Source organism: Vallicoccus soli (assembly GCF_003594885.1).
In the GTDB taxonomy this organism is placed as follows: domain Bacteria; phylum Actinomycetota; class Actinomycetes; order Motilibacterales; family Motilibacteraceae; genus Vallicoccus; species Vallicoccus soli.
The window spans coordinates 1-16,449 of sequence record NZ_QZEZ01000015.1; the positions used below are offsets into that span (position 1 = coordinate 1).

General features: G+C 76.7%; 16 protein-coding genes and 1 pseudogene. 10 read left to right on the plus strand and 7 right to left on the minus strand.

Features of this window, described 5'->3' with window-relative positions; all coding sequences use genetic code 11:
- From D5H78_RS18900 to D5H78_RS18935, 8 genes and pseudogenes are all read left to right on the plus strand, one after another.
- Positions 1-205 (plus strand): annotated as a pseudogene (locus D5H78_RS18900) (methyl-accepting chemotaxis protein); the annotation flags it as partial.
- 193 nt (positions 206-398) lie between these two features.
- A complete protein-coding gene (locus D5H78_RS18905) occupies positions 399-1,328 on the plus strand; it encodes a hypothetical protein (RefSeq protein ID WP_119952072.1) in 930 nt (309 codons plus the stop codon).
- Between the two features lie 94 nt (positions 1,329-1,422).
- A complete protein-coding gene (locus tag D5H78_RS18910; RefSeq protein ID WP_119952073.1) occupies positions 1,423-2,631 on the plus strand; it encodes a protein-glutamate methylesterase/protein-glutamine glutaminase in 1,209 nt (402 codons plus the stop codon).
- Entirely contained in the window at positions 2,628-3,464 is an 837-nt protein-coding gene (locus D5H78_RS18915) for a CheR family methyltransferase (RefSeq protein ID WP_218566814.1), read from the plus strand. The genes D5H78_RS18910 and D5H78_RS18915 overlap by 4 nt, the downstream gene beginning before the upstream one ends.
- Positions 3,465-3,472: 8 nt before the next feature.
- Positions 3,473-3,853 (plus strand): response regulator, encoded by a 381-nt coding sequence (locus D5H78_RS18920; protein WP_119952086.1) that lies wholly within the window; start codon positions 3,473-3,475, stop codon positions 3,851-3,853.
- Entirely contained in the window at positions 3,850-4,311 is a 462-nt protein-coding gene (locus D5H78_RS18925; RefSeq protein ID WP_119952075.1) for a chemotaxis protein CheX, read from the plus strand. Before D5H78_RS18920 ends, D5H78_RS18925 begins: the two co-directional genes overlap by 4 nt.
- Before the next feature lie 14 nt (positions 4,312-4,325).
- Positions 4,326-4,688 carry a response regulator gene (locus D5H78_RS18930; RefSeq protein WP_119952076.1) on the plus strand — a complete coding sequence of 121 codons (363 nt, stop codon included), beginning with the start codon at positions 4,326-4,328 and terminating at the stop codon, positions 4,686-4,688.
- Positions 4,685-5,176, plus strand: coding sequence for a hypothetical protein (locus D5H78_RS18935; RefSeq protein WP_119952077.1), 492 nt, complete (start codon positions 4,685-4,687; stop codon positions 5,174-5,176). Before D5H78_RS18930 ends, D5H78_RS18935 begins: the two co-directional genes overlap by 4 nt.
- A 116-nt stretch (positions 5,177-5,292) precedes the next feature.
- Here D5H78_RS18935 and csrA read toward each other — a convergent pair whose 3' ends face one another.
- The 7 genes from csrA to D5H78_RS18975 form a co-directional block, all read right to left on the minus strand.
- Positions 5,293-5,541 carry a carbon storage regulator CsrA gene (csrA, locus tag D5H78_RS20385; RefSeq protein WP_119952078.1) on the minus strand — a complete coding sequence of 83 codons (249 nt, stop codon included), beginning with the start codon at positions 5,539-5,541 and terminating at the stop codon, positions 5,293-5,295.
- A gap of 78 nt (positions 5,542-5,619) precedes the next feature.
- Positions 5,620-7,260, minus strand: a complete 1,641-nt coding sequence (locus tag D5H78_RS18945) for a BCCT family transporter (protein ID WP_119952079.1) — start codon at positions 7,258-7,260, stop codon at positions 5,620-5,622.
- 106 nt (positions 7,261-7,366) lie between these two features.
- A complete protein-coding gene (locus D5H78_RS19505; RefSeq protein WP_165865810.1) occupies positions 7,367-8,596 on the minus strand; it encodes a peptidoglycan-binding domain-containing protein in 1,230 nt (409 codons plus the stop codon).
- A 189-nt stretch (positions 8,597-8,785) separates the two neighbouring features.
- Positions 8,786-9,214 carry a flagellar assembly protein FliW gene (fliW, locus tag D5H78_RS18960; protein WP_218566815.1) on the minus strand — a complete coding sequence of 143 codons (429 nt, stop codon included), beginning with the start codon at positions 9,212-9,214 and terminating at the stop codon, positions 8,786-8,788.
- Between the two features lie 77 nt (positions 9,215-9,291).
- Positions 9,292-10,176 carry a flagellin N-terminal helical domain-containing protein gene (locus D5H78_RS18965; protein WP_119952081.1) on the minus strand — a complete coding sequence of 295 codons (885 nt, stop codon included), beginning with the start codon at positions 10,174-10,176 and terminating at the stop codon, positions 9,292-9,294.
- A 5-nt stretch (positions 10,177-10,181) separates the two neighbouring features.
- Positions 10,182-11,567, minus strand: coding sequence for a flagellar hook-associated protein FlgK (flgK, locus tag D5H78_RS18970; protein WP_119952082.1), 1,386 nt, complete (start codon positions 11,565-11,567; stop codon positions 10,182-10,184).
- Positions 11,568-11,595: 28 nt separating this feature from the next.
- Positions 11,596-12,078, minus strand: a complete 483-nt coding sequence (locus tag D5H78_RS18975; protein ID WP_119952083.1) for a flagellar protein FlgN — start codon at positions 12,076-12,078, stop codon at positions 11,596-11,598.
- 189 nt (positions 12,079-12,267) lie between these two features.
- Between D5H78_RS18975 and D5H78_RS18980 the strand changes: the two genes are divergently transcribed.
- Positions 12,268-13,203 (plus strand): sigma-70 family RNA polymerase sigma factor, encoded by a 936-nt coding sequence (locus tag D5H78_RS18980; protein ID WP_119952084.1) that lies wholly within the window; start codon positions 12,268-12,270, stop codon positions 13,201-13,203.
- 69 nt (positions 13,204-13,272) lie between these two features.
- A complete protein-coding gene (locus D5H78_RS18985; protein WP_119952085.1) occupies positions 13,273-16,296 on the plus strand; it encodes a collagen binding domain-containing protein in 3,024 nt (1,007 codons plus the stop codon).
- Positions 16,297-16,449 lie beyond the last annotated feature (153 nt).

The following is a 16,449-nucleotide window of genomic DNA, read 5'->3' on the forward strand; positions in this document are numbered from 1 at the left end:
GGAGCAGACGGCGACGACGACGGAGATGAACCGCAACGTCTCCGAGGCCGCCACCGGCTCGGGGTCCATCGCGGTGTCGATCACCGGCGTGGCGACCGCCGCCCAGGTGACGAACGAGGGCGTCGAGCAGTCCGAGCAGGCCGTCTCCGAGCTCGCCCGGATGTCGAGCGACCTGCAGGCGCTGGTCACCCGCTTCTCGTACTGACCCCGCACCCCCCCACGGGCCCGCTGCCGCACCGGCAGCGGGCCCGTCGGCGTCCGGGCCCCGGTGCGCCGCCACCGGACGTGACGCACCGCGAACCGCGCCCCCCGTCCGGGTGGAGTACGGCCCGTCGACTGACGCTCTGCCGCCTCTTCTGTCACGCTGGGTCACCTGACCGAGGGACAGGGGTGGGGCCATGTACACGCTGGTGAGCGCGCCGGTGCTCGCGTTCGACCTGGTGCGCCGGCCCGGGGGCGAGCACGTGGCCCGGCTGCTGCGCGAGGCGCTCGAGCTGGGGCCGGCCGACCTGCCGGTCCTCGCCGCCTGCGCCCCGTCCGACGTCGACGCCACCGCCGCCCGCGCCGGCGCCTGGCTGGCGGTGTCGGCCGCGGAGGCGCAGCGGCTCGAGGTCACCGGCCTGCTCGAGGACGTCCGCGCCGCGACCGCCGAGGGGCGGCCCGTCACCGCCGGCACGCTGCAGGCCCTGGAGTCGGCCCCGCTGGGCAGCCTCGACGCGCTGCTGCGCTGCGTGCGCCGCGAGGTCCTCGACTGGACGTGGAGCGCGGCCAGCGGGCCGCTCGCCGACGGGCTGGCCGTGCAGTCCGCGCCGGCGACGGCCGCGACCTCCGTGCTGTGCGACGCCGTGGCGTCCTGCTACCTGGCCGGCGAGCTCGACGACGACGCCCGGCGCCGCCTCGCCGGGCCGTGGACGCGCGCCGCCCGGGCCCTGGGGCTCGCCGAGCGGAGCGCCACCGACCCGGGGGAGGGGACGCGCGCCCTGCTCGCCCGGCTGCGCGCCCTCGGCCCGGCCGACCTGGAGCGGCTGCGCGCGGCGAGCGCCGCCACCCGCGCCAGCCGCTCGCGCTGGGCCGAGGCGGTGCACGACGCCAGCTGGGCGGTGCACCTCAGCGGCCGGGTGCGCCCGGCCGCGGCCGCGCAGCTGCTCGCCGTCGAGGCGGTGCGCGACGCCGGGCTGCCGCTGGCCGACTCCGCGGGCGGGGTGTGGAACCTCCTCTCCGGCGCCGTGCAGGCCAGCGTCGTGGCCGACCTGCTCGGCGACGAGCCGACCGCGCTGCTCGCCTCGCCGGTGCGCGCCGCCCTGGGCCCGCTCGAGCCCCTCGGGTAGCCGCCCGCGCGCGACCGCTCAACCCGGGGCGCCCCCCTGCCGATGGAGTCGTGTCGGCGCACGGGGCGCCGCGGGACCGAGGGAGCGGCGCAGCGTGATCAACGTGCTCGTCGTCGACGACTCCACGGTGGTGCGCCGCCTCGTGACGGCCTCGCTGGAGGAGGACCCGGCGATCCGCATCGTCGGCACGGCCGCCAACGGGCGGATCGCGCTGTCCAAGCTCGACCAGGTCGCGCCGGACGTCGTGACGCTGGACATCGAGATGCCCGTCATGGACGGGCTCGCGACCCTGCGCGAGATCCGCCGGCTGCGCCCGACGCTTCCCGTGATCATGTTCAGCACGCTGACCGAGCGCGGCGGGCAGGCGACGCTCGAGGCGCTGTCCGCCGGCGCGAGCGACTACGTCACGAAGCCGTCGAACGTCGGCGCCATCGCCGAGTCGATGCGGGCGGTCCGCGAGCAGCTCGTGCCGCGCATCAAGGCGCTGCACGCGGCCGCCCGCCCGGCCCCGCCGCGCCCGCCGCTGCGCTCGGGCCCCCGCCCGGGCGGCCCCGCCGCCCCGTACGGCGCCCCGGGCCCGTCCGGCCCCGCGGGCCGCTCCCCGCTCGGCACGGCCCCCGGCCGTCCCGCGCCGGGCGCGGCGCCCGCGCGCCCGGCGGCCCCGGCCGCCCCCGCCGGCCCGCCGGCGAAGGTCGAGGTCGTCGCGGTCGGCTGCTCCACGGGCGGCCCCGAGGCCCTCGCCAAGGTCGTCGCCGGCCTGCCGCGCGACCTGCCGGTGCCCGTCGTCGTCGTCCAGCACATGCCGCCGCTGTTCACCCGGCTCTTCGCCGAGCGCCTCGACCGGCTCGGCACGCTGCGCGTGGCCGAGGCCGCCGACGGGGTGCCGCTGCGCCCGGGCCACGTCTACGTCGCGCCCGGGGACCGCCACCTCGAGGTCGTGCGCTCCGGCGGCGCCGTGCAGACCCGCCTCACCGACGCGCCGCCGGAGAACTTCTGCCGCCCGGCCGTCGACGTGCTCTTCCGCTCCGTCGCGCAGGCGTACGGCGGCGCGGCCCTCGCGGTCGTCCTCACCGGCATGGGCAGCGACGGGCGCCGCGGCTGCGAGCCGCTGCGCGCGGCCGGCTGCCGCGTCATCGTCCAGGACGCCGCCACCTCGGTGGTCTGGGGCATGCCGGGGGCCGTCTCCGGCGCCGGGCTCGCCACGGCCGAGCTCCCGCTCGACCGGATCGCCGGGGCCGTCGGGGACGCCGTCCTCGGCACCACAGTCCACCGGGGCGCCCGTGCGGCGCAGGGAGGTGCGTGAGCGTGCCGATCAGCGGCAGCGAGTTCGACTTCGTCCGGACGCTCGTCCGGCGCGAGGCGGCCATCGTCCTCGAGCCCGGCAAGGAGTACCTCGTCGAGGCCCGCCTGCTCCCGCTCGCCCGCGCGGCGGGGGAGCGGGACGTGCCGGCGTACGTCGCGCGCGCGATGCGCGACCGGGCCCAGCACCCGAAGATCGTGGAGGCCCTGACGACGAACGAGACGTCGTGGTTCCGCGACTCGAGCCCGTTCCAGGCCTTCGAGCAGCGCATGCTGCCCGACATCCTCGCCTCGCGCACCGACGACCGGGTCCTGCGGGTCTGGTCCGCCGCCTGCTCGAGCGGGCAGGAGGCGTACACCGTCGCGATGGTCGCCCACGACCGCCTCGCGGCCGCCGGCTGGCGGCTCGAGATCACCGCGACCGACATCAGCGAGGAGATGCTGGCGCGCGGGCGCGCCGGGCGCTACTCGCAGCTCGAGGTGAACCGCGGCCTGCCGGCCACGCACCTCGTCAAGCACTTCCAGCGGGTGGGCGCGGACTGGCAGGTCTCCGACCAGCTCCGCCGCTGCGTCCGCTGGTCGAAGCTCAACCTCGCGGCGCCGTTCCCCCCGGGTCCCCGGTACGACGTCGTCTTCCTGCGCAACGTCCTCATCTACTTCGACACGGCGACGAAGCGCGACATCCTCCAGCGCACGGCCCGCACCCTGCGGTCCGACGGCTGGCTCCTCCTCGGAGGGGCCGAGACCACGCTGGGCGTCGACGAGGCGTGGGAGCGCGTCGTCATCGGTCGGTCGGCGGCGTACAGGCCGCAGGCCAGAATCCCCGCGGGAAGGTGAACCCCAACATGCACGCACTCGTCATCGACGACTCGCGGGCGATGCGCTCCATCCTCACGCGCATCGTCACGGGCCTCGGCTTCACCGCTGCTCAGGCGGGGAACGGCCAGGAGGCGCTCGACCAGCTCGAGCAGGGGCCGGTCCCCCAGCTCGCGCTCATCGACTGGAACATGCCGGTCATGAACGGCCTCGAGTTCATCGTGGCCGTGCGCAAGCGACCGGAGTGGCGCGACATCACGCTCATGATGGTGACGACCGAGTCCGAGCACGGCCAGATCGTGCGCGCGCTCGCCGCCGGCGCCCACGAGTACGTCATCAAGCCGTTCACGCCGGACGCGATCGAGGAGAAGCTCGCGCTGCTCGGCCTGCTGCAGGAGGTGCCGGCGTGAGCGCCGAGGTCCAGGCCCCCGCGGTGACGGCCGAGGTCGTCGTCGCGATCGTCACCGACGTGCTCGCGAGCCTCGGCGTCGAGACCGTCGAGCTGCCGCACGAGCCGCCGTCCGCCGCGCACTGGACGGCGTCCGTGGGCGTCACCGGCACCTGGGGCGGGCACGTCACCGTGTCCTGCTCGCCGGAGACCGCCGCCGCCCTGACGAGCACCATGCTCGGCCTCGAGCCGGGCGAGGCCTCCCAGGAGGACGTCGCCGACGCCGTCGGCGAGCTCGCCAACATGGTCGGCGGCAGCGTCAAGGGCATGCTCCCGCCGCCGAACACCCTGTCGCTGCCGCACGTCGTGCTGGCAGCCGGCTCCCACCACTTCCCGCACGCGACGACGGTCTGCTCCGTCGCGCTCGCGGCCCCCCACGGCCCCCTCCTGGTCGACGTCCGGACCAGCACGACCCCCTGAAGGAAAGCCCTGTCATGAAGATCCTCATCGCCGACGACAGCCGCGTCATGCGCCAGATCGTCACCCGCACCCTGCGCCAGGCCGGCTACGACAGCCACGAGCTCGTCGAGGCCACGAACGGCCGCGAGGCGCTGCAGATGGTCGCCGCCGAGGCGCCGGACCTCGTCCTGTCCGACTGGAACATGCCGGAGATGACGGGCTACGAGCTGCTGCAGAGCCTGCGCGGCACCGGCCAGGACGTCCCCTTCGGCTTCGTCACCTCGGAGGGCTCCTCCGACATGCGCGACATGGCCGCCGCGGCCGGCGCGCTGTTCCTCATCGCCAAGCCGTTCACCGCGGAGTCCTTCCGCGAGGCCCTCGAGCCGGTGCTCGGATGAGCGCCGTCGCCACGAGCGCGCTGCCGACCTCCAAGGCGGTGCGCGACATGTTCGAGGAGCTGCTGGGCCGCGACGTCACGGTCGCGCCGTGCGAGCCGGTCGTGCCCTCGCCGAAGGCGCCGGGCGCGGTCGCGGTCTACGTCGACGCCCGCCTGCGCACCGGCGCGGTCGCGGTGACCGACATGGCCCTGTCGGCGTACGCCGGCGCGGCCATCGGCCTCGTCCCGCCGGGCGGCGCCAAGGCGTGCCTCGAGGACGGCGCCCTGTCGCCGGTGGTGTTCGAGAACCTCTACGAGGTGCTCAACATCTTCGCCTCGCTGTTCAACCAGCCGGGTGCCAAGCACCTCAAGCTCTACAAGGTGTACGGCCCCGACGAGCTCCCGCCGGCCGACGTGTCGGCGTACGTCCGCACGCTCGGGCGCCGGCTGGACCTCGGGGTGACCGTCGGGGGCTACGGCAGCGGCCGCCTCGGCGTCGTCGCCCTCTGAGGGGGCGGCGGCAGCGCCCGAGGACCCCGGCACCAGCGCGTCCGCGGGGCGCCGACCGGCCACGGCCGGGCGGCGCCCCCGCGCGCGTCGGCGGGGACGGCGGGCGGCGCGGGGCGTCAGGCGCGGGGCGCCCGGGGCCGGAGCGCCGAGGACAGCGCGGCCGCCGCCTCGTCGGAGGCGGCGGCCCGGGCGGCGGCCTGGTTGGCCGCCTGCAGCTCGCGGTGGACCTCCTCGCGGTGCACCCGGACCGAGCGGGGGGCGTCGATGCCGACGCGCACCACGTCCCCGCGGACCTCGAGGACGGTGACGGTCACGTCGTCACCGATGACGATCTTCTCGCCTGCGCGGCGGCTGAGGACGAGCACCAGCGTTCCCCTCCGTGGTCGGGCCGGTCGTGCCCCTGCGGTGTCGCGTGCCCCGCCGGGGTTCGCAGAGCATAACGCTCAGTGAGCCGCCCGGCGCTCCCCGTTCGCCTCCGCGGTGCCGAGGCTCGTCGCGACGGTCGCGGCGACGTGGTTGCGCAGCGCCTCGTCCTCGCGGCGCAGCCGCGCCCGGTGCTCCGCGCGCAGCGCCCGCACCAGCGCGACGGCGATGCCCACCATGACGAGGCTGAAGGGCAGCGCGACGACGATCGAGGCGGTCTGCAGGGCGACGAGCCCGCCGGCGAGCAGCAGCGCGGCGGCGACCAGCCCCTGCAGGCAGCTCCAGAGCACGCGCAGCCAGGTCGGCGGCTCCGGGTCGCCCCCGGCGGTCAGCATCCCGACGACGAGCGAGCCGGAGTCGGACGAGGTCACGAAGAACGTGACGACGAGCAGGATCGTCATCCCGACGACGACGGGGCCGCCCGGGAGCCCGTCGAGCAGGCCGAAGAGCGCGGACTCGGTGTCCACCGAGCCGTCCTCGCCGACGAGGCCGCCGCCGCCGAAGAGCTCGCGGTGCAGCGCCGTACCGCCCAGGACGGCGAACCAGAGGAAGGTCACGAGCGTCGGGACCAGCAGGACCCCGCCGACGAACTCGCGCACCGTGCGGCCCCGGGAGATGCGGGCGATGAAGACGCCGACGAACGGCGACCAGCTGATCCACCAGCCCCAGTAGAACGTCGCCCAGGACGCCTGCCACGCCTCGCCCGCCTCGCCCTGGAAGGCGGTGACGTCGAAGGTGAGGCGCAGGACGTCCTGCAGGTAGTAGCCGATGGACTGCACGAACTCGCGCAGCAGGAAGAGGGTCGGGCCGGCGACGAGGACGAACACGAGCAGCGCGGCGGCGAGGCCGATGTTGGCGTTGCTCAGCCACTTGATGCCGCGCCCCACGCCCGAGACCACGCTGAGGGTGGCCAGCGCCGTGATGACGGCGATGGCCACCACCTGCACCGTGGTGCTGGACTCGGCGAGGCCCAGGAAGTCCAGGCCGGCGCCGATCTGGATGACGCCGAGGCCGAGCGAGGTCGCCACGCCGAAGACGGTGCCGACGACGGCGGCGGTGTCGACGGCGTCGCCGAGCCGGCCCTGCACGCGCCGGCCCAGGAGGGGCTCGAGCGCCCAGCGGATCGAGACCGGGCGGCCGCGGCGGTGCACGGCGTACGCCACCCCGAGGCCGACGACGACGTAGATGGCCCAGGCGTGCAGGCCCCAGTGGACGTACGTCTGGTTGATGGCCTGCTGCGCGAGCTGCACCTCGTCGCCGGTGACGCCGGGCTTCGGCGCCGCGTAGTGGTTGAGCGGCTCGGCGACGCCCCAGAAGACGAGCCCGATGCCCATGCCGGCGCTGAAGAGCATCGCGAACCACGAGCGCAGCCCGAACTCCGGCTCCTCGCCGTCGCGGCCGAGCGTGATGTCGCCGGCGCGGCCGAGGCCGACCCACAGCGCGAAGGCGATGAAGGCGGCGACGAGCAGGGTGTAGTACCACCCGAGGCTGCCCACGATGGAGTCCTGCACGGCACCGATGGCGCTCTCGGCGGTCGTCGGCGCGACGACGGCGAAGAGCACGAACGCCCCGATGAGCACGACCGAGGGCCAGAAGACCCCCGGGTGGACGCGGCTGCGGGCGGGGGGCGGCGTGGTCGGTGCGGTGCGGGCTCCTGGCACGGGCGGGGCCTTCCGGTGAGAGGTCGGGACGACCCTCCACCGTCGGTGCGCCTCACCTGCCGCGTCAAGTCACCGCCCGGCGGGCGCGCTCGCGGCGTGCGCCGCCTCACAGCCCGCGCAGCGCCTGCCAGGTGCCCCAGTCGACGGTGCCGGTCGCCGCGCGGCCGTGGCTGCGCTGGAACGCCTTCACCGCGGTCACCGTCGCGGTGCCGTACCGGCTGTCGGGCCCGGCGAGGCGCAGCGCGCGCTCGAGGACGGGCACGGCGCGGGCGTGGACCTTCCCGGGGGAGAGGAGCACGTCGTCGACGTCGGCGATCCGGTCGGAGTGCCGGCGCAGGTCCGCCTCGAGCGCGTCCCACGTCGCCGCGCCCACCCAGCCGTCGGCGACGAGGCCCTCGGAGCGCTGGTACGCCACCACCGCCGCCCGGGTCGCCGTCCCGTAGCGCCCGTCCACCGCCACGGTGCGCAGGGCCTTCTGCAGCGCGGTGACCGCGGCGCCGCTCGCGCCGGGGACGACGGTGGTGGTCCGCCAGGTCGCGAGGGACCAGGCGGGCGCCGGCGTGGCCGGGGCGGGCTGCGGGGCCGGGGCGGGCTGCGGGGCCGGGGCGGGCGCGGGGGCCGGGGCGGGCGCCGGCGCCGGGGCGGGCGCCGGGGTGGGCGCCGGGGTCGGGGCGGGCGCCGGCGCCGCAGCGGCGGGCGCGGCCCAGAAGGAGGTGGTGCCGGCCCCGCCCGCCCGGCTGAAGGACAGGTGCACGTGGTCGCGGTGCCGCAGCGTCGCCGAGCACTGCTGCAGCGGGACGCCCGTGCAGCCGGCGTGCACGTACGGGCGCCAGCCCTCGGCCGCCCGGTACGACGACCAGATCCGGTCGTCCCAGACGACGTACATGACCCCGAGGCGGCGGGCGTTGGCCCAGCGCTGGCCCGAGGCGTCGGTGGCGAGCAGCCAGGACATCAGGGCGTCGACCCGGGCGGCGTCGTCGGGGCGGTCGGCCTGGACCCGCCAGTCCCACGCCCGGCCCTCCTTGTGCTCGCTCGCCCCGCCGCTGGAGCACGCGCGCACGATGCCCGAGCTGCCGGTCGTCGGGTACGTCGCCAGCACCAGCTGCGCGAAGCGCACGACGCCGGGCTTGGCGACCGGGTCGCAGGTGGTCTGGGGCTCGTACGCCGCGAGCGGCTCGGGCGCCGCCGCGGGCGCCGGCGTCGCCGGCACCGGGACCCCCGTCGTGCCCGCTGCCGCGCCCGCGGGCGCCGCCGGGACGAGGGCGGTGGCGAGGGCGGCGAGCAGCGCGGCGAGCGCGGTGCGCGCTGCCCGGGGGGCGGTGGTGCGGCGGGTCACGGTGGTCCTCCTGGCGGGCCGGGCGTCACCAGGGGCATCGGCGCCGCGCACCCCCCACCTGGTGCACGAGGGCCGCCCACCACCCGTCCGGCGGACGGTGCGGTGCGCGGCCCGGGGCCGTGCGGGTCGTGCGGGTGGTGCGGTGGTGCGGGTGGTGCGGTGGTGCGGGTGGTGCGGCTCGTGCGGGGCTCAGCCGCCCAGGGGCGCGTGCAGCGGCAGGTCCTGGTCGAGGACGACCTGCGCCGCGGTGCGGGTGCGCTGGTTGACCACGACCGGGGCGAGGAGGTTCGCCGTGGCGTCGGCCGGGCTGGCGCCCGGCGTGACGACGACGAGGACCAGCGCGTCCTCCGCCGAGCCGAGCCCGAGCAGCGCCGCCTGCTCGTCGTCGAGCTCCGGCGCGTAGTCCGGGAAGAACGGCGCCGGCGGGGCGACGAGGAACCGCAGGGCGGGGTCCTCGAGGCTGCGCAGCGCGTAGAGCAGCCCGGCCTCGTCGAGGGCGACGAGGGCGAAGCGCCGGTGGTCCGGGAAGCCGGCCATCGGCCCCACGAGGTCCAGGGCGGGCAGCTCGCCGGGAGCGGCGGGCGCGGTCTCGGTGCTCTCGGTGCTCTCGGTGCTCACGGGGCCATCCTCCACCAGCGCGGCGCCGGCCCGGGGACGTACGGCGCGAGTCGTCGGCACGCCCGTCACGAGGGCCGTCACCGCAGGAACTGCACGAGCGAGGGGGTGATGACCTTGGACGTGGCGCCGAGGGCCGCCTGGTACGCCGCCTCCTGCAGCTGCAGGTCCACGATCGTGCGCGGCAGGTCGATGTCCTCCACCGCCTCGAGGCCGCCCTTGAGCGTCAGGACGCGGTCGTTCGCCGCCTGCTTCATGGCCTCCACCCGGTTGGTGCGCGCACCGATGTCGCCCGCGGCGCCGATGGCGCGCGCGGTGTTCTGCTGGAGCAGCGCCAGGTCCCCCTCGAGGCCGGTGCCGCCGGCGCGCAGGCCCGCGGCGATGGCCGTGAGGTTGGCGAAGACGCCGGTGGCGTCGTCGCCGAAGACCTCGGGGCCGGTGACGTCGACGCGCACCTCGGCGCTGGCGCCGACGGTCCGGGTCGTGGCGCCGCCGTCGCCCCTGTACGCGAGGTCCTTGCCGTAGGCGACCTGCCCCGGCGTCGTCCCGCCGAACAGCGGGCGCCCGAGGTAGGTCTCGTTGGAGCGCTCGAGGATCCCGTCGCGCAGCGACTCGATCTCACGAGCAAGCGCTTCCCGGGACGCGGGCGACGACGACCCGGTGGACATGCCCTGGAGCAGGCGGTCCTGCGCCGTGTGCAGGGACGCGATGACGCCCTGGAGCTGGTTGTCGATGCTGCCGAGGCGGCCGAGGCCGTCGTCGGCGTTGCGGACGTACTGCTCGTTGACGCCGATCTCGGAGCGCAGCTGCATGGCCGAGACGGTGCCGCCGGGGGAGTCCGACGGGCGCGAGATGGTCTTGCCGCTGGAGAGCTGCTCCTGCACCTTGGCCAGGCGGGCCTGGTTGGCGGCCAGGCCGTGCAGCGTGCTCTGGGCGATCGACTTCGAGGTGACGCGGAAGGCCATCGTCGTCACCTGCCCACGACGCCGGTGCGGTTGATGAGGGTGTCGAGCACCTGGTCCACGGCCGTCATGAGGCGGGCCGCGCCCTCGTACGCGTGCTGGTAGCTGATCAGGTTGACCATCTCCTCGTCGAGGTTGACGCCGGACTGCGCCTCGCGGGAGGCGTCGACGCGGCTCGTCAGGGTGCCCTGGATCTCGAGCCGGTCGTTCACGGCCTTGGCGCTGGTGCCGAGGTCGACGATGAGCGCGCGGTACGCCGCGTCGGGGCCCTCCGGGCGGGTCGCGAGCTTGGCGAGCGCGTCAGCGGTGGCGCCGTCGCGGGCGCCGGGGGCGGAGGACGCCGCGACCCGCGCGCCGTCGGTGATGGCGACGGTGAGGTCGCGCGCCGAGGTGCCGCCGAAGAACGCGCCGCCGGGGGCGCCGGTCGCGTCGTAGCCGGTGGCGTGCGCCGCGTTGACGCTGTCGCGCAGGCTCGCCGCGACCGCGTCGAGCTGGGCGGACTGGCCGGGGATCGTCGTGGTGAGGGCGCGCAGCTCGCCGCCGAGGCGGCCCGCCGTGACCTCCACCGGCGAGCCCTCGGTGCCGGCCCAGCTGACGGGGACGTCGTCGCCGAGGCGGTCGAGCGCCCCGTCGGCGGCGGGGACGACCATGCGGGTCGACGAGTCGCCGCGCACGAGGGCCTGGCCGCCGACGTACACGTCGACCGTGCCCTCGCTGCCGCCGCGCGCCACGGCGCCGGTGAGGTCCGCGAGCTGCATGACGAGCTGGTCGCGGCGGTCCGCGAGCTCGTTGGCCGGCAGCCCGGCCTGCGTCGCGCGGCGGATGGCGCCGTTGAGGTCCGCCACGTTCGCCGCGACGGTGTTGACGGTGTCGACCGTCGTCACGACCTGCTCGCGCAGGACGTGCCACTGGGTGTCCATGTAGTCCGCCGCCCGGCGCACGCCGTCGGTCACGGACTCGGCCTGGCGCAGCACCGCCTGGCGCTGCGCCTGCCCGTCCGGGACGTTCTTGAGGTCCCCGAAGGCCTGCCAGAGCTTGGTCAGCTGCGCCTGCAGCCCGGTGTCGCTCGGCTCGCCGTACGCCTGCTCGATCCGCGAGTACGCCTCCGCCTCGGCGGTCAGCGCGCCCTCGCGGCCGTGCTCGGCCTGCGCGCGGGCCTCGAGGAAGGAGTCGCGCAGCCGCTGCACTCCGGTCACGTCGACACCGGTGCCGACCTTGGGCTGGGTCGCCCACACCGCCGGTGCGGTGGTGCCGCCGACGGACTGCATCGTCACCCGCTGGCGGGTGTAGCCCTCGGTGTTGGCGTTGGCGACGTTCTGGCCCGTGACGTCGAGGCCGCGCTGCTGCGCGTACAGCCCCGTCAGGGCGGTGTTGAGCGAGGAGAAGCTGCTCACGGGAGGGGTCCCTTCGGGTGGGCGGGGGTCAGAGCGCGGAGTCGAGGAGGTGGTGGCGGGTCCCGACCGTCACGGCCTCGCCGCCGGGGGTGTACGTCGCGGTGCCGTCGGTGAGGGACAGCAGCGCCTCGCGGGCGGCCCGCTGGCCCGTGGTCAGCAGGTCGCGGTTGGCCTGGGCGAGCGCCTGGACCTCCGCGGTCATCGTGAGGAACGCCTGGCGGTGCTCGCGCAGCAGCCCGGCCCACGGCTCGGCCACGGCGTCGGCGAGCTGGGCGAGGCTGGGGTTCGCGGGGATGCCGGCCTCGGCGGCCACGGCGTCGACCTCGACGGCGCGCAGCAGCTCGGTCCGCTTGATCTCCTGCAGGACGACGTCGACCTCGCGGGTCGCGCGGGCCAGCCACTTCGTGCGGCCGGAGGCGAGCACGAGCTGCTCCTCCTCGAGCTTGAACAGGAGCATCTCCAGCAGCTCCCGCTCGCGCCAGAGGACGCTCGACACCTCAGCCAGTCCCATCGCGGTCCCTCCAGCTCGGCGCCGCCCGTCGCGGCGCGCTCCGTCCCCTGCTGCATCGGCGCGCCCGCGCCGGACCTGAGCGGAACACCGGGCCTTCCGGCCCAGGCCGGCTCCCCCGTACGGGTGGTCCTCGGGACGATCTGCTCGTCCCGGCTCAACCCCGGCCGACCGCGCGGCGATGCAGCCGCCATGACGCAGACGCTGCTCCCCTCCGCCCGTCGGCGCCCGGCCGACGGTGCGAAGCGCCTCCCGCACGCCGACCAGCCGCCGCGCAGCGCCCCCCGCCCCGACGAGGACGCCCTGGTCCGCGAGCACCTGCCGCTCGTCGGCTACCTCGTCTCCGAGGTGATCGGCCGCGTGCCGGCCCACGTGAGCCGCGACGAGCTCACGTCCGCGGGCATGGCCGCCCTGGCCTACGCCGCCCGCGGCTACGACCCGGCCCGCGGCGTGCCGTTCGCCCGCTTCGCCTCGACCCGCATCCGCGGCGCGCTCATCGACGAGCTGCGCACGCACGACTGGGCGAGCCGCTCGGTGCGCCACAAGGCCCGCCGCCGCGACGCCGCCGTCGAGGAGCTCGCGGCCGTGCTGGGCCGCCTGCCCACGCAGGAGGAGCTCGCCGCGCACCTCGGCGTCGAGGTGGCTCAGGTCGACGCGGTCGACGAGGACGTGCAGCGCGCGGTCGTGCTGAGCCTGCAGGGCTTCGCCGACCCGGGCGCCCTCGACGAGGTCGCGCCCGTGGGGGACCACGGGCCGGACGAGCAGCTCATGGCCAACGAGCGGATCGGCTACCTGCACGACGCCGTCGCGGTGCTGCCGGAGCGGCTGCGGACCGTCGTGGTGCGCTACTTCTTCGAGGAGCGCCCGATGCTCGAGATCGCCGGGGAGCTCGGCGTCAGCGAGTCGCGGGTCTCCCAGATGCGCGGCGAGGCGCTCGCCCTGCTGCGCGACGGCATGAACGCCCAGCTCGAGCCTGCGCTGGTGAGCCCGGCCGGCAAGGCGGGCGGCTGCGCCGTGCGCCGCCGGGAGGCGTACTTCGCCGCGGTGGCCTCGCAGAGCGACTTCCGCGCGCGGGTGTCCGCGCGCCCGGTGGGGCTCGGCGGGTACGCCGCCGCCCGCCCCGCCTGAGGGGCCGGGACCTCCGGCCCACCCGGACGGCCCTGCACCCGCTCGCAGCGGCGGGTCGATGCAGAGGGCATGCGCCTCCCGCTGCCAGCCCGCCTGGCCCTCGCCCTGGCCGTGCCGGCCGCCCTCCTCGCCGGGGGCGCCGTGCAGGGGCTCGCCGCCACCGGTGCCGGTGGCGGCGCGCCCGCCGCCGTCGGCAACCCGCTCCAGCACCGCTGGGCCGGCCCCGCCGACCCCGCCTCGGGGCGCGTCCCCGACGCGGCCTCGTACCGGGACCCCGCACTCTGCGGCGACGCCCTCGTGCTCGCGGCGCCGGCGCCGGGGGAGCGGGCGGTCTGCGTCCACCTCGACGTCGCGCCCCCCGGGGTCGACGTGCGCGAGCCCGTGAGCACGCGGGAGCTGCAGGCGCGGGTCGGCGCCGGCCCGCGCGCCGTCGCCGCGGCGAACGCGCTCGGCGTACCGACCGCTACGCAGGTGGGCGCCGGGTCGACGGTCACCTGCGACGGGGACGGCGCCGCCGGCTACCGGGTGCAGGCGGTCTACGCCGTCGAGGCCGGGCGCACGAACCGGTACGCGGCCCTGCTCCCCTCGATGCGCACCTGGGCCGCCGGCGTCGACGACGTCGTGAGCCGCAGCGCCGCGCTCACCGGCGGCACGCGCGCCTTCCGCTGGGTCCACGCCCCCGCGTCGAGCGGGTGCGAGGCCTCGGTGCTGAACGTGACCGTGCCTGCGGGCTCGACGGCGAGCTTCGGCGGGCTCATGACGGCGCTCAGGGCGCAGGGGCTCGACGACCCGACCCGCAAGTACCTCGTGTGGACCGACGCCAGCGTCCTGTGCGGCGTCGCCACGATGTACGACGACGAGCGGGCCGGGCAGGACAACCCGAACAACGGCTACGCCGCCCAGTACGCGCGCGTCGACACCGCCTGCTGGGGCCAGGACGGCGGGCACAGCGTCGAGGCGCACGAGCTCGTGCACACCATCGGCGGGGTGCAGGACGGCGCGCCGAACTCGACGCTGGCGGGGCACTGCAACGACGAGGCCGACACCATGTGCTACCCGGACGGCGGCAGCCGGTCGGTGATGCGCCAGGTGTGCGAGCCGGCGAGCGAGTACCTCCTGGACTGCCGGTCCGACGACTACTTCTCCACCGCGCCGGTCGCCGGGTCGTACCTCGACACGCACTGGAACGCGGCGGACAGCCGGTGGCTGCTCGGCGGTGGCGACGGGTCCGGCGGCGGCTCCGAGGGCGTCCCGACCCGCCTCGGCGCCCGGCTCACCGTCAACGGCCCGGCGGTCCCGGGCCTGCCGACGCAGGCGGGCGTGGCCCTGCAGCTGCCCGAGGGCCGGACGGCGACCGTGACCTGGGGGGTCGCGGACGCCGGGTGCCGGCTCGGCAGCGCCACGGGCGAGCAGACGACGGTGACCTGCCCGGCCGCCACGACGGCGACGACGAGCGTCACCGCCGTCGTGCGCGACAGCGCGGGCTCGACCGTGACGGTCGCCGCGCCGCTCGCCTTCGCCGCGTCCCCGCGCCGCCAGGTCGACGTCGTCCCGCTGGTGGGCGGGTCGAGCACCGCGTACGAGGGCTGCACCGGCGCCGCCGTCCCGGTGGGGGGCCGCGTCGTCGACCGCGCGACGGGCGCGCCGGTGCTGGGCCTCACGGTCGAGGCGCTGCGCGCCACGACGGGCGCGCCGGTCCTGGCCGCCAGCGTGCTCACCGGCACCGAGGGCACCGCGACGCGGGACCTGGCGCTCAGCGGCACGTCCACCTGGACCGCCCGCACGCGCGCCGCGGGGCCGTACGACGCCGCCACCGGCGCCGGCCGGGTCGCGGTGACCACCGGGACCTGCACGGCGGCCCTCACGCTCGAGGCGGACCGGGCCACCGCCTGGTACGGCGCCCCGCTCGTCCTGTCCGGGCGGCTCACCCGGACCGTCGACGGCGCGGAGACCGGCGTCGGCGGGCAGAGCGTCGGCATCTGGGCCCAGTCGGGCTCCGCGGCGGCGAAGCTGCTGGTCAGCGGGCGGACCGCGGCCGACGGGACGTACCGGATCGCGACGAGGGCGACGGTCACGGGCACGCTCACGGCCCGCCTGGCCGGGTCGGCGGGCTACCGGCCGGCGTCCTCGGAGCCGGTGCCGGTCACGGCGCAGCTGCCGACGTCGGTGCTCACCGCGTCGGCGGACCGGCTCTCGGTGCGCTACCGCCAGCCGGTGGCGCTGAGGGGCACCCTCACGCGCGACGCGGCCGGCACCACGGCCCCGCTCGCCGGCGCCACCGTGCTCGTGCAGGTCACCAAGGCGGGCACGACCACCCCGCTGACCGTCGCGACCGGGAGGACCGCAGCCGACGGGTCGTACGCCGTCACCGCCCTGCCCACCTACGGCGGGGCGCTGCAGGTCCGCTACGCCGGGACCGCCGCCACCCCGGCCGCGACGCAGGCCCTCGGGACCCTCGCCGTCGCGGACTACGGCACGGTGCTCGCGGCGGCCGCCGACACGACCTCGGTGCGCCACCGGCAGCCCGTCGTGGTCTCCGGCACCCTGCAGCGCGACGACGGGGGCACCCTCGGGCCCCTCGCGGGGGCGACCGTCGCGGTGCAGGTCGTGCGCACGGGCACGACCTCCCCGCTGACGCTCGGCTCGGCGCGCGTCGCGGCCGACGGGTCGTGGAGCGCCACCGTCGCGCCGACCGCGGGCGGGGCGCTGCGCGCGTCGTACGCCGGCGCGGGCGGCCAGCCGGCCGCCGTCCGGCCGCTCGGGGAGCTGCAGGTGGCGCCGTACGGGAGCGCCCTCACGGCGGCCGCGGGCCGGTCGGCGGCCGCGTACGGCCAGCCGGTGCCGGTCTCCGGCACGCTGCTGCGCACGGACGGCGCCGTGGCGGCGCCGCTCGGCGGGGCGACCGTGCTCGTGCAGGTGCTGCGGCCGGGGACGACCGTCCCCGTCACGCTCGCCACGGCGCGCACCGCGAGCACCGGGTCCTTCGCCGTGCAGGTCCCCGCGCGCTACTCCGGTGCCCTGCAGGCCCACTACGCCGGCACCGCCGGGCAGCTCGGGGACACGCAGCCGCTGGGGCAGCTGACGGTCTCCTGAAGGGAACCGCGCCAGAAGGCTCAAGGCGCGCCGCCGGGCGCCGATCTACGTGGTGTCGGGCCACGGACGGCCCGGTACCACCGACCCGATCACCACGGAGGACGTCATGGGTCTTCGCATCAACCAGAACATCGCGGCGCAGAACTCGTACCG

Coding starts and splice junctions, on each gene's coding strand:
- D5H78_RS18980 (WP_119952084.1), top strand. CDS start 12,268: ATGACGCAGACGCTGCTCCCCTCCGCCCGTCGGCGCCCGGCCGACGGT.
- D5H78_RS18985 (WP_119952085.1), top strand. CDS start 13,273: ATGCGCCTCCCGCTGCCAGCCCGCCTGGCCCTCGCCCTGGCCGTGCCG.
- D5H78_RS18935 (WP_119952077.1), top strand. CDS start 4,685: ATGAGCGCCGTCGCCACGAGCGCGCTGCCGACCTCCAAGGCGGTGCGC.
- D5H78_RS18920 (WP_119952086.1), top strand. CDS start 3,473: ATGCACGCACTCGTCATCGACGACTCGCGGGCGATGCGCTCCATCCTC.
- D5H78_RS18975 (WP_119952083.1), bottom strand. CDS start 12,078: ATGGGACTGGCTGAGGTGTCGAGCGTCCTCTGGCGCGAGCGGGAGCTG.
- D5H78_RS18965 (WP_119952081.1), bottom strand. CDS start 10,176: ATGGCCTTCCGCGTCACCTCGAAGTCGATCGCCCAGAGCACGCTGCAC.
- D5H78_RS18930 (WP_119952076.1), top strand. CDS start 4,326: ATGAAGATCCTCATCGCCGACGACAGCCGCGTCATGCGCCAGATCGTC.
- D5H78_RS18905 (WP_119952072.1), top strand. CDS start 399: ATGTACACGCTGGTGAGCGCGCCGGTGCTCGCGTTCGACCTGGTGCGC.